Annotated in this window: 11 protein-coding genes; 2 read left to right on the top strand and 9 right to left on the bottom strand. The window is 68.3% G+C overall.

Annotation, left to right across the window (positions count from 1 at the left end):
• Positions 1 to 17: 17 nt before the first annotated feature.
• From C4B30_RS04140 to panE, 6 genes are all read right to left on the bottom strand, one after another.
• Entirely contained in the window at positions 18 to 1,106 is a 1,089-nt protein-coding gene (locus C4B30_RS04140; RefSeq protein ID WP_105131839.1) for an alcohol dehydrogenase catalytic domain-containing protein, read from the bottom strand.
• A gap of 46 nt (positions 1,107 to 1,152) precedes the next feature.
• The gene (locus tag C4B30_RS04145) at positions 1,153 to 2,160 is read right to left on the bottom strand and encodes an ABC transporter permease (protein WP_105131840.1); all 1,008 of its coding nucleotides are present in this window, start codon (positions 2,158 to 2,160) and stop codon (positions 1,153 to 1,155) included.
• On the bottom strand, positions 2,147 to 3,667 hold the full coding sequence (locus C4B30_RS04150; RefSeq protein ID WP_105131934.1) for a sugar ABC transporter ATP-binding protein: 1,521 nt from the start codon (positions 3,665 to 3,667) through the stop codon (positions 2,147 to 2,149). Before C4B30_RS04150 ends, C4B30_RS04145 begins: the two co-directional genes overlap by 14 nt.
• Positions 3,668 to 3,729: 62 nt before the next feature.
• Positions 3,730 to 4,674 carry a substrate-binding domain-containing protein gene (locus C4B30_RS04155; RefSeq protein ID WP_089502062.1) on the bottom strand — a complete coding sequence of 315 codons (945 nt, stop codon included), beginning with the start codon at positions 4,672 to 4,674 and terminating at the stop codon, positions 3,730 to 3,732.
• A 120-nt stretch (positions 4,675 to 4,794) separates the two neighbouring features.
• Positions 4,795 to 5,754 carry an AraC family transcriptional regulator gene (locus C4B30_RS04160; RefSeq protein WP_027781093.1) on the bottom strand — a complete coding sequence of 320 codons (960 nt, stop codon included), beginning with the start codon at positions 5,752 to 5,754 and terminating at the stop codon, positions 4,795 to 4,797.
• A 254-nt stretch (positions 5,755 to 6,008) separates the two neighbouring features.
• On the bottom strand, positions 6,009 to 6,956 hold the full coding sequence (panE, locus tag C4B30_RS04165; RefSeq protein ID WP_027781094.1) for a 2-dehydropantoate 2-reductase: 948 nt from the start codon (positions 6,954 to 6,956) through the stop codon (positions 6,009 to 6,011).
• A gap of 249 nt (positions 6,957 to 7,205) precedes the next feature.
• Here panE and C4B30_RS04170 point away from each other — a divergent pair, with 249 nt between their 5' ends.
• Positions 7,206 to 8,759, top strand: a complete 1,554-nt coding sequence (locus tag C4B30_RS04170) for a methyl-accepting chemotaxis protein (protein ID WP_027781095.1) — start codon at positions 7,206 to 7,208, stop codon at positions 8,757 to 8,759.
• Between the two features lie 18 nt (positions 8,760 to 8,777).
• On the opposite strand, the gene C4B30_RS04175 is transcribed toward C4B30_RS04170, so the two are convergent.
• A complete protein-coding gene (locus tag C4B30_RS04175) occupies positions 8,778 to 9,455 on the bottom strand; it encodes a response regulator transcription factor (RefSeq protein WP_105131935.1) in 678 nt (225 codons plus the stop codon).
• Between the two features lie 376 nt (positions 9,456 to 9,831).
• Here C4B30_RS04175 and C4B30_RS04185 point away from each other — a divergent pair, with 376 nt between their 5' ends.
• Complete coding sequence (locus C4B30_RS04185; protein ID WP_027781097.1) at positions 9,832 to 10,323, top strand: hypothetical protein; 492 nt, start codon at positions 9,832 to 9,834, stop codon at positions 10,321 to 10,323.
• An 8-nt stretch (positions 10,324 to 10,331) separates the two neighbouring features.
• Here the strand turns inward: C4B30_RS04185 and C4B30_RS04190 are convergent, their stop codons facing one another.
• Positions 10,332 to 10,838: a hypothetical protein gene (locus C4B30_RS04190; protein ID WP_105131842.1), complete on the bottom strand. Its 507-nt coding sequence runs from the start codon at positions 10,836 to 10,838 to the stop codon at positions 10,332 to 10,334.
• A 133-nt stretch (positions 10,839 to 10,971) separates the two neighbouring features.
• Positions 10,972 to 12,369: a sigma-54 dependent transcriptional regulator gene (locus tag C4B30_RS04195; RefSeq protein WP_105131843.1), complete on the bottom strand. Its 1,398-nt coding sequence runs from the start codon at positions 12,367 to 12,369 to the stop codon at positions 10,972 to 10,974.
• Between the last annotated feature and the right edge of the window lie 28 nt (positions 12,370 to 12,397).

Raw genomic sequence — 12,397 nt, forward strand, 5'->3', positions numbered from 1 at the left:
GAGGCGCACGCCGGCCGTCAGCGGGCCGGCTTCAGCAGCACCTTGATCGATTCGGGCGATTTCGCGACGCGGATCGCGTCGTCCCAGTCCTCGAGCGCGAAACCGTGCGTGACGATGCCCTTGGACGTGACGAGCCCGCGCGCGAGCAGGTCGATCGCGACCGGATAGCAGTATGGCCCGAGGTGCGCGCCGCGTACGTCGAGCTCCTTGCGGTCGCCGATGATCGACCAGTCGACGGTCGCATCCTCGCCGAACACGCTGAATTCGACGAAGCGGCCGAGCTTGCGGATCAGGTCGAGCCCCTGGTTCACGCCGACCGGTGCGCCGGTCGTCTCGATGTAGACGTCGCAGCCGTAGCCGTCGGTGAGTGAGCGGACGATCTCGCGCGCGTCGTCGCGCAGCGGGTTGATCGTCACGTCGGCGCCGTACTGCCGCGCGAGTTCGAGCCGTTCGTCGATCAGGTCGATCACGACGAGTTTCTTCGGCGTCTTCAGGTGCGCGACCTGCGTCATCATCAGCCCGAGCGGGCCCGCGCCCGCGATCACGACGACATCGTCGAGCTGGACGTCGCCGCGGTTCACCGTATGGATCGCGCACGACAGCGGCTCGATGATCGCCGCATCCTCGAGCGATACGCCGAGCGGGATCTTGTGGACGATCGCGGTCGGCGGAATGCGCATGTACTCTGCCATGCCGCCGTCGGCGACCTCGCGCTGGAAGCCGAAGATGTTGTGCACCTCGCACATCCAGTACTGCCCCGACTTGCAATAGCGGCACTTGCCGCACGGCACGATCTGCTCGGCGATCACGCGGTCGCCCATCGCCACGCCGAAATGCTCGGCCGCGCCGTCGCCGAGCGCTTCGACATAGCCGAAGAATTCATGGCCGGGAATCACCGGCGCCTTCACCCACGGGCTCGGTCCGCCCCAGAACATCTTGGCGCCGGTATAGCACTTGCAGTCGCTCGCGCAGATGCCGCACGCGGCGATGCGGATCACGAGTTCGTTCGTCCCGGGGCGCGGCTTCGCGACCTGTTCGACGCGATAGTCCTCGGGGCCGTGGCAGACGACCGCGGTCATGCGCGGCTGGGCTTCGGGTGTCGTCATGAGTTGTCTCTCTTCAAATTTATTCGGATGACTGATTGATGGATCGTTACCGCGATCGCTCGCGGCTGATGTAGATCGCGAGCAGGATGATTCCGCCCTTGATCACGTTCTGCACATACGGGTTCACGCCGATCATGTTGAGCCCGTTGTTGAGCACGCCGAGCAGCAGCGCACCGACGAGCGTGCCGAGAATCGCGCCGCGCCCGCCGGAGATCGACGTGCCGCCCATCACGACGGCCGCGATCGCGTCGAGCTCGAAGCCCACGCCGGCGTTCGGCTGCCCGCTCATCAGGCGCCCGGTCAGCACGATCGCGGCCAGCGCCGACGTGACGCCGGCCAGCGTGTAGACGATCAGCTTCACGCGCGCGACCCGCACGCCGGTGAGCCGCGTCGCCTGCTCGTTGCCGCCGATCGCATACACGTAGCGGCCGAACGGCATCCGGTCGAGCAACAGCCACGCGATCGCATAGACCACCAGCATGATCAGCACCGGCGCCTGGATGCCGAGCACCTTGCCGCTGCCGAAGAACGCGACCCAGTCGGGCAGCCCGTCGATCGGATAGCCGCCCGTGTAGATCAGCGCGAGGCCGCGCGCGATGCCCATCGTCGCGAGCGTGACGATGATCGGCGGCATCCCCGCGAACGCGACGAACACGCCGTTCAGGAAGCCGAAGCCGAGGCCGACCGCGATGCCGATCGCCAGCGCGGCGACCGCGTTGACGCCCGCGACCATCAGCCCGGCCGCGAGCGTGCCCGACAGCGCCATCACCGAGCCGACCGACAGATCGATCCCGCCGGTCAGGATCACGCAGGTCATGCCGACCGCGATGATCGCGTTGATCGAGACCTGACGCAGCACGTTTTCGAGGTTCGCGGCGGACAGGAAGCTCGGGCTCGCGATCATCATCGCGATGCACACGACGATGAGGCCCACGAGCGGATAGAACAGCGTCGAGCGGCGCAATTGGGCCCACATCGCGCGGGGCGGCGGCGCATCGGCAGCCGTGGCCGCGAGCGTCGTGGAAGACGTGGAAGAAGAATCAGGCAGGTTCATGGGTCGCTCCTCGCGTGCCGGCCGTGGCATAGGTCATGACCGTGTCGGGATCGATCTCGTCGCCGGCGAGCGTCGCCTCGATGCGGCCCTGCCGGAACACGGCGACGCGATCGCACATGCCGACGATTTCCGGCAATTCGGACGAGATCATGATGATGGCGTAGCCGCGCGCGGTGAGTTCGCGCATCAGCCCGTAGATTTCGGCTTTCGCGCCGACGTCGATGCCGCGCGTCGGCTCGTCGAAGATCAGCACCGACGTGTGATGGTTCAACCAGCGCGCGATCACGACCTTCTGCTGGTTGCCGCCGGACAGCGTCGCGACCTCGGTGTGGATCGACGGCGCCTTCACGCCGACGCGCCGCATCACGTCGTGCGTCGTACGCGCCTCGCCGCGCCGGTCGATCAGCCAGCGCATCGACCGGTACTTGCCGAGATTGTTCAGCGAGATGTTGTCGCGGATCGAGAACGACGTGACGAGCCCTTCCGTCTTGCGGCTTTCCGGCAGGATGCCGATGCCCGCGCGCAGCGCGTCGGCCGGATCGGCGAGCTTCGCCGCCGCGCCGCGTACGCGCAACTCCTTGCGATGCGCGCGCGTCGCGCCGATCACCGCGAGCACGGTTTCCGTGCGGCCCGAGCCGACCAGCCCCGCGAAGCCGAGGATCTCGCCGGCCCGCAGCGCGAAGCTGTTCACCGGTCCGTCGCGCTCGATCTGCAGCGCATGGACGTCGAGCACGACCGGCGCGTCGACCGGCAGCGCCGGCTTCGGCGGAAAGCTGCTTTCGATTCGGCGGCCGACCATCATCCGCACCAGTTGCTCGACGTCGGTGCGCGCGACGTCGGTCGTCGCGACGTACTGCCCGTCGCGAAGCACCGTGATGCGATCGCACACCGCGAAAATTTCGTCGAGATGATGCGAGATGAAGATCATCGCGACGCCCTGCCGCTTCAGCTCGCGCATGATCGCGAACAGGTGCTCGGCCTCGGCCGGCGTGAGCGTCGCGGTCGGTTCGTCGAGGATCAGGATGCGCGCGTCGAGCGACAGCGCCTTGCCGATCTCGACGAACTGCTGCTGCGCGACCGACAGCGTGCGGATCGGCGCATCGAGATCGATCGCCACGCCGAGCCGCGCGAAAAGGCTCGCCGCCGCGGCACGCATCCGCTTGCGGTCGCGCGCGCCCCAGCGCGTGTGCAGCTCGCGGCCGAGGAACAGGTTGTCGACGGCATCGAGGTGCGGAATCAGGCTGAATTCCTGGAACACGATGCCGACGCCGGCCGCGACCGCGTCGTGATAGTCCGCGAAATGGCGCGCGGTGCCGTCGATCTCGATCGTGCCGGCATCCGGCTGGTGGATGCCGCACAGGATCTTCATCAGCGTCGATTTTCCCGCGCCGTTCTCGCCGAGCAGCGCATGGATCTCGCCGCGCGCGATCTCCAGATGAATGTCGGACAGCGCCTTCACGCCGGGAAAGCTTTTCGTGATGTGGCTGAGCCTGAGTATCGTGTCCATCGGCTTCTCCGTGCGAAGGGCGTCGGCCGCGCCGCCGCCCTTCGCGTCGTATCGCGTGTCGCTCACCAGCTGAAACCCTTCGCGTTGCCGCGATCGACGACCTTCACGTCGACCGGGATCGCCTTCGGCACCGTCGCGCCCCACTTGCGCGCGATCGCGATGCCGAGCGCGATGCGCACCTGGTCGGCCGGGAACTGCGCGGTCGTCTCGATGAACTTCGAGTTCGGCTTCTGGATCGCGGCGACCGCCTCGGGTGCGCCATCGACGCTCGTCAGCTTGATGTCCTTGCCGGACCCCTCGATCGCGGCGAGCGCGCCCATCGAGCCGCCGTCGTTCACGCTGAAGATGCCCTTCAGGTTCGGATGCGCGGAAATCATGTTTTCGGTGACCGACAGCGCGGTCGCGCGCTCCTGCTTGCCGTTCTGCGTGTCGACGAGCTTCACGTTCGGGAATTTCGCGAGGCCGGCCTTGCAGCCGCGCACGCGTTCGAGAATCGGCACGACCGGAATGCCGTCGAGGATCGCGACCTCGCCGCTGCCGCCGATCGCCTTCGCGAGGTATTCGCACGACATCACGCCCGCGTCGTAATTCTTCGAGCCGACGAACGAATCGACCGGGCCGTTCGCATTCGCATCGACGGCCACGACCACCGCGCCCGCCTTCTTCGCTTGCGTGATCGCCGACTGGATGCCGGTCGAATCGGTCGGGTTCACGAGCAGGATGTCGATCTTCTTCTGCAGCATGTCCTCGACGTCGCTCACCTGCTTGCTGACGTCGTGATGCGCGTCGGTGACGACGACCTGCGCGCCGATCGACGCGGCCGCGTCGTTCAGCGCCTTCTGCATCGTCACGAAATACGGGTTGTTCAGTTCCTGGAACGTCATGCCGATGCGCAGCGGCGCGGCCTGCGCGGCGGCGGCGGGCAGCAGGGCCGCGACGGCGAGCGCGGCAACGGTCGCCACGCGGGCGGCGCGGCGGGTGGATGAAGCGGGCGATGCGTGCGTCATGACGGTGTCTCCAAAATTGTGTGCGGCTTTTTCGTGGGTGAATGCGCCCCTCGCGACGTGAGCGACGCGATCGGCTGGGTAAAACGACGGAGAAAACTCGGGCGGGCGGCGGCCCGGCGATCATCCGGGCTGCGGCGCGAGCTCGGGTGCACCGGGCGTCAGCACGCGCGGCGGCAGCGGATTGCCGGTGGGTGCCGCATGCAGCGCCAGCTCGCGGCTGCGCGCGTTCAGGCGCTGCAGCGCGCGGAATTCGGACGGCGCCATCCCCTTCACCGCGCGGAACTGGCGGTTGAAGTTCGACACGTTGTTGAAGCCGGCCTGGAAACAGACGTCGGTGATGCTCGCGTCGTCGGCGAGCAGCATCTGGCACGCGGATTCAATGCGCAGACGATTCACGTACTGGACGAACGGCATGCCCGTGTGGCGATGGAATGCGCGCGAGAACGCGCTGACGCTCTGCCCGGTCAGCTGCGCGAGATCGGATTCGCGCAGCTCGGAGGCGAGGTTCTTGCCGATATACGACAGCGCGTGACTGAGCCGCGTCGGCGTGACGTCGGCCTGGTCGTATGCGGGGCTCGCGAGCAGCGTGCGTTCGGCCGCGCCGCACAGCCGCTCAAGGATCGTCATGAACAGCGCGATGCGGCGCATGCCGCGCGCGGTCAGCAACGCGTCGAACAGCGGTGCGATCGCGGCGCTCGTCGCCGCGTCGAAGCCGACCCCGCGCCGCGCATCGTCGAGCAGCGTCTGCGCGTCGCGACATTCGGGAAACGCGTCCATGCAGCGGCGCACGAAGGACGGATCGAACTGGATCACGAGATTGCGCCGCTCGACGGTTTCGCCTTCGGCCATGTCGCTGACCCAGTTGTGCGGCAGGTTCGGGCCGAGCAGCACGAGATGGCCGGGCTCGAACGAGCCGATGTGATCGCCGACGAAATACTTGCCGCGCGTCGCGACGATCAGGTGCAGCTCGAATTCGGGATGGAAATGCCAGCGGATCGTGCGATACGGATAGCCGTGCGACCAGACCTTGAACGACTCGTCGCGTCGCACTTCGACCACTTCGAGATCGGGGTGCATCATGTTGGCGTCTCCATTCCCATGTATCGCTGGCCGGCCTGTTCGGCTCGTTCGCGCGTCCGCCGGCGGTTTCGCACGGCGATGCGGACCGGTCGCATGGGAAGCAATGTAGGTCGATCGAGCGCGCGACTCCACCAACTTTACGCCTGATTTCCGATACTTTTTTGCGCAATCCGGCCATGAACGGCGCCGGACGGCAAATTTGTTGCGGCGCGCAATCGCGCGGACGGCTGCCCGCGCCGGTCGCCCGCGCCGGCTTACGCCGCCGCGTGCTCGCGTGCCGTGCGCACCTCGTACGCCTTCAGATGGTTGTACGCGATCCGCAGCAGCGACAACGCATCGGCCGCCTGCGGGTCGCGCCGCGCGAGCAGGTCGCCGATCACGTGATCGGCTTCGACGCGCGCATGGTTCTCGACGTCGCGCAGCATCGACGCGGTCAGCGGCGACGGCGTGAGCACCATCCGCTGCATCCGCTCACTGGCCGACGAGTCGGGCCGGTAGCCGTTGTGTTCGGCGATCGCGCTGCATTCGGCGAGCATCGTTTCGAGCAGGCGGCGGCCGTCCGGCGCGGCGAGAATGTCGCCGACCGAACCGCGAAACAGCGACGTGCTCGCGGCGAGCGTCGCGAGGAACACCCACTTCTCCCACATCCGCGCGGCGATATCGTCGCTGAGCGTCGCGTCGAAGCCTGCGCCGCCGAGCACGTCGGCCACCGCACGCACGCGCGGCGATTCGCCGCCGGCAAGCTCGCCGAACGACACGCCGTGCGTGTCGTTCAGGTGCACGATGCGCTGCTCGCGATCGAGCGTCGCCGCGATCACGCACAACCCGCCGAGCACCCTGGCGGCGCCGAAGCGCTCGCGCAGCACGTCGAGGTGGCGCATCCCGTTGAGCATCGGCAGGATCAGCGTCTGCGGCCCGACGAACGGGGCGAACGACAGAATCGCATCGTCGAGGCTGTACGCCTTGCAGCTCAGCAGCACGAGATCGAACGGCGCGACGCCGGCGCCCGCGTCGCCCGCGCGCACGGTCTGCACGTTCGCGAGCGTCAGGTCGCCGCGCGGGCTGCGGATCAGCAGCCCGTCGCGCGCAAGCGCGGCCGCGCGGCCGTCGCGCACCAGGAACGTCACGTCGCGTCCCGCCGCGGCCAGCCGGCCGCCGAAGTACCCGCCGACCGCGCCGGCCCCTACCACCAGAATCCGCATCGTTGCCTCCTTTCGGTTTCGTTCGGTGTCGCGCCGCCGCCCGTGCGGGCGCGACGCATACGCCATCGCCCGACAGTATAGCGGTCACTTTTATGCATATGCATAGATGCCCGCGCCCGCGTCGCGGGCATCGGGAAATGACGGCGTCTAAGGGATTTCCCGTCTACGGCGACGCGCATCGCGCGCCGTCAAGACACTTACCCCGTCACGCCGTCCCGGCGAGCTTCCTCGACTGACCGACCTCATACCATGCGCAACCTTTCCCTGAATCAGAAACTCGCCTCGATGATCGTCATCCTGTGGCTCGGCCTGCTCGTGATCGCCGGGCTCGGCGCATGGCAGACCCGCGCGTCGATGATCGCGGACCGCCGCGACCAGCTTGCGTCGCTGGTCGCGCAGGCCGCGAGCGTGACCGACCATTACTACAAGCTGTCGCAGCAGAACGCGATGCCGGAAGCCGACGCGAAGCAGAAGGCGCTCGAGGCGATCGCCGCGATGCGCCACGGCGCCGACGGCTACATCTCCGTCAACGATTCGAAGCCGGTGATCGTGATGCATCCGATCAAGACCGAGCTCAACGGCAAGGACGTGTCGAATTTCACCGACCCGAACGGCCAGCACCTGTTCGTCGAGATCGTGAAGGCCGGCAACGCGGAAGGCGGCAAGGGCTTCGTCGAATATCTGTGGCCGAAACCGGGTGCGGACAAGCCGCAGGAGAAGACCAGCGCCGTGCAGCGCTTCGCGCCGTGGGACTGGTATCTGGTGACCGGTATGTACATGAACGACGTGCGCTCGGCGGTGCTCGCGAGCATCGGCCGCTGGCTGGCGATGACGGCCGTGCTCGGCGCGATCGCGACGGCCGTGATGGTGCTGGTGCTGAAAAGCGTGCGCGCGAGCCTCGGCGGCGAGCTCGAAACGGCGCTCGACGCCGCGCAGCGCATCGCTCAGGGCGACCTGACCGCCCGCGTGAGCGTGAAGCACGACGATCGCGGCAGCCTGCTGCATGCATTGCACACGATGCAGGGCGGGCTGATCGACATGGTGTCGCGCGTCCGGACGGGCACCGAGAACATCAACGTCGGCGCGAGCGAGATCGCCTCCGGCAACACGGACCTGTCGCAGCGCACCGAGGAACAGGCGGCCGCGCTCGTGCAGACCGCGTCGAGCATGGACGAGATGACCGCGAACGTGAAGCAGAACGCGGACAGCGCCGAGCAGGCCGCGTCGCTCGCCGGCCAGGCCGCGCAGGTCGCGACGCGCGGCAGCGCGGTGGTCGACGACGTCGTGCGTACGATGAACGAGATCACCGACCGCTCGCACAAGATCGGCGACATCATCGGTGTGATCGACGGGATCGCATTCCAGACCAACATCCTCGCGCTGAACGCGGCCGTCGAAGCGGCCCGCGCGGGCGAACAGGGCCGCGGCTTCGCGGTGGTCGCGGCCGAAGTGCGCTCGCTCGCGCAACGCTCGGCGACGGCGGCCAAGGAGATCAAGTCGCTGATCGTGTCGTCGAACGAGACGGTCCAGCACGGCGCGACGCTCGTCACGCATGCGGGCGAAACGATGGCCGAGATCGTGCAGTCGGTGCGGCGCGTGAACGAGATCCTCGACGAAATCAGTCACGCATCGCGCGAGCAGAGCGCCGGGATCGAGCAGGTCAACCGCGCGGTAGGCGAGATGGATCAGGTCACGCAGCAGAACGCGGCACTCGTCGAACAGGCCGCGGCGGCCGCGCATTCGCTGCGCGATCAGGCCGAGGCGCTGCGCGACGCGGTGACGCGGTTCGCGTTGCCGGCTTGACGGCGCCCCGCCCTGCACTCACGCCGCGTTGCCCGCCCGCAGCGCGGCCTCGCCGCTGCCGAGCCCCAGCCCCGCCGCGCGCTGGATCAGCTCGACGTCGTTGCTCGCGCCGAGCTTCTTCATCGCACTGATCTTCTGCGCGCTGACCGTCTGCTTGCCCTTGCTCAGGCGCTGCGCGATGGTCTTGATCGGCACGCCCGACAGATACAGGCGAATCACCTCGATTTCGCGCGCCGACAGTTTCACGGGCGGGTCGCCGCGCGTGCCGAGCGCATCGACCGCGCGGCGCACGGACGGCGACAGGTAGGCCGCGCCGCTGTAGCTCGAATGGATCGCCGTGACGATATGGCCAACCTCGTCGAGCTTGCTGACGACACTCACGCCGCCGATCGCGGAGATCGACCGGAAGATCAGCGGATTCTCGTTCGCGACCAGCGCGACGATCCCGACGTTCGGCCGCGTGCGGCGCAGCCAGTCGAACAGCGCGAGGCCGTCCATCTGCGCGTCGCCGGGAATCGCATAGTCGACCAGCACGACGTCGCAATCGACGCCGCCGAGCGACGCGACCAGTTCGGCCGCGCTCCGGTAGACCGCGGCGAGCTCGATCGCGCAGGCGCCGCCTGCGATCTGCTCGATACCGGCCAGCGTCAACGGCCAGTCGTACGCGAAGACGATGCGAACATTGAATTTCCTCATGCGGAGTTCCTGGTGGTTCACCGGCCGCGCCGCGCGGAACGCGCGCGACCGGTGGGGCGTTGAAAGGACATTCAGGCGATTTTTAGCCTGAAGGTCGATTCTATGAACGTATGCACGCGCGCGATATCGGACGGCGTACGAATTGGCTGCCGAAGACGTAATACTCGTTTGATATTTGCGCCGGTTCTACGTCCGGCGGCCGGCGCTCGACCGTCGCGGCATCGGCCCGATGGCCGGCGTCGCGCGCCGCACGTCCGGCCAGCAGGTAAAATTGCGCATTTGCATGCCACCCCGGCCCGCCGGCGGCGAGCGACGCGCCGATGCCGGCCGCGCGCCACCGCCCCTCGCCGGCTTGCCCGATCTCCCCGCTTTGCTCATGACCGATTCCGACCTGCAATCCGACGACACCTCCATCCACGAAGACGGCCTCTGGCGCGACAACGGCTGGACGGCCCGCATCATCAAGAACGAAGACGACGACGGCTGGGCCGTCGAGATGGTCAAGGACGGCGAGTCCGAGCCCGCGCTGGTCGGGCCGTGGACCATGGGCCGCGACAAGAAGAACCCGAAGCCGATGGACGCGAACGCGTTCCGCACGCTCGTGAAGACCGCGACCGAAGTGCTGATGCGGCACGAACAGCAGCGGCGCGCGATGCTGCACAAGGAAGTGACGGTGCAGGACGAAGCCGGACAGGACGTGTCGGTGACGCTCGACATCGTGCCGGACGAGTTCGAGCCGTATGCGCAGCTCAAGGCGTTCGATCCGTATGGCGAGCTGCTGGCCGAAGCGAAGGTATCGGCCGGGTTCAAGCTCAACAAGGCCAGCGCCGAACGCTGGGCCGCATCGGGCTTCGACCGGCCGGCCTGAGTAAGCGATCAGGCGCCGGCGCCCTGCTGCGCACGCGCGAGCCGGCGGGCGGCCAGCTTGCGCCGCACGAGCGCCTCGAACTGCGGCGTCGCGGCCTCGGGATCGCGTGCGGCCAGGCCCAGCAGGTTGCGCGCGAGCTGGATCGGCGTCAGCACGATGCCCCACGGCAGCCCCCACCAGCCGAGCGTGGCCGACGCGAGCAGCGCGACCGCCTGCTTCCTGCGGCCGCAGCGGCGGCAGCACACGTGGCGCCGCGTCGCCCAGCGCGTGACGAATACGAGCGACACGACGCGATGCGACGCATGGACGTCCACCGGCTGCCCTTCGCGCAGGCAGATCGGACAGGGCCCGTAGCGCCAGTCGTCGACGTACTGCCGGACCTTCGCGTCGGGCACCCGTTCGGCCTCGACGACGACCGGATGCGCCTGCGCGCACACCGGACTGCAATAGCGGCGGCCGTCGATCGACCGACCGCCGACCAGGAACGTCCTGCCGCACTGACTGCACTCTGCCACGGTAACCTCGGATAAGCGTGATGCGCCGCGTGCCGGGTGCGCGCGGATCGATGCGCGCGTTCCGGCCGGGGCCGTTTCGTGTTTTAACGGCCGCCGCCGCGAGGTCTTGAGCGCACCCGCGCACCGCGGCGCGTCAGCCATGCAGCCCGTGCGCGGTCATCAGACGGTACAGCGTCGCGCGCGAGATGCCGAGCTCCGCCGCGGCATCCGCATGCTGGCGGCGGTGACGCCGCAGGGTTTCCTCGATCGCGTGCCGCTCGGCCTGCCGACGCGCCTGCGCGAGCGTCGGCAGCCGCAACGACGTGTACGGGCGCAGCTCGAGATCGGCGGCCGAGATCAGCGGGCCGCTCGTCATCACGACCGCAAAGCGGATCCGGTTGATCAGCTCGCGCACGTTGCCGGGCCACGGGTAGTTGTGGATCGCCTCGATCGCGCACGCCGTGAAGCCGCGAATCCGGTACGAGCCGTCGCCGCGATAGCGCCGCAGCACGTCATCGGCGAGCAGCATGATGTCGCGGCCGCGCATGCGCAGCGGCGGCTCGTCGATGCGCAGCACGCACAGGCGGTAGTACAGGTCGGCGCGGAATCGCCCGGCCTGCATCGCGGCGTCGAGATCGACGTGGGTCGCCGCCACGATCCGCACGTCGACCGGAATCGACCCGTGCCCGCCGAGCCGCTCGATCTTGCCCTCCTGCAGGAACCGCAGCAGGCTCGCCTGGCTCTCGAACGGCATGTCGCCGATTTCGTCGAGAAACAGCGTGCCGCCGTGCGCGGCTTCGATGCGGCCGATCTTGCGCTGGTGCGCGCCGGTGAATGCGCCGCGCTCGTGCCCGAACAGTTCGGCCTGCAGCAGCATCGTCGGGATGGCCGCGCAGTTCACGGCGACGAACGGTGCGTCCGCACGCGACGACTGCCGGTGGATCGCCGCCGCCGTCAGCTCCTTGCCGGTGCCGGATTCGCCGGCAATGAACACGGTCGCGTCGGTGTTCGCGACCTTGCGGATCGTCGCGAACAGCCGGCGCATCGCGTCGCACGCACCGATCATCGCGCCGCCGGGCGGCGGCGGCTCCGCGGCCGGGTCGCCGTCCGCGAGCTCGAGCATCCCGTATGCATGGCCGACGAGATAGCCGATCGTCGTGTAGGCCGCCGCATTGCGCACGTAGTCGAAGCAGCAATGGCGGATCAGCCGCGCGATCGTGATGTTGCGCAGCCGCTCGCCGTCGACGAGCGCGACCCAGCCGACGCGCGGGTCACGCAGCAGCGCCTCGAACGACGCGACGTCGGGCGACGCGAAGCTGCCGAAATCGACGATGCCCGCATGCGGACGGTTCGCCTTGACGAGATTCAGCGCGTCCGCCACGGTTTTTGCGCGCCACACTTCCCAGCCGCGCGACGCGAGCGAATCGACGAGCGCGGCATCGTGCTGCCGCGACAGGTAGACGAGCGGCCGCGACGGCGCGACGGGCGTGCGCCGGAGCGCGAGGAGCGGCAGCGTGCTCACCTGCCGTTCGACATCCTGCGGGCCCGGCATGCCGAGCTGACAGCAATGGTTCACGATT

The organism is Burkholderia sp. BE12 (genome assembly GCF_002959955.1).
In the GTDB taxonomy this organism is placed as follows: domain Bacteria; phylum Pseudomonadota; class Gammaproteobacteria; order Burkholderiales; family Burkholderiaceae; genus Burkholderia.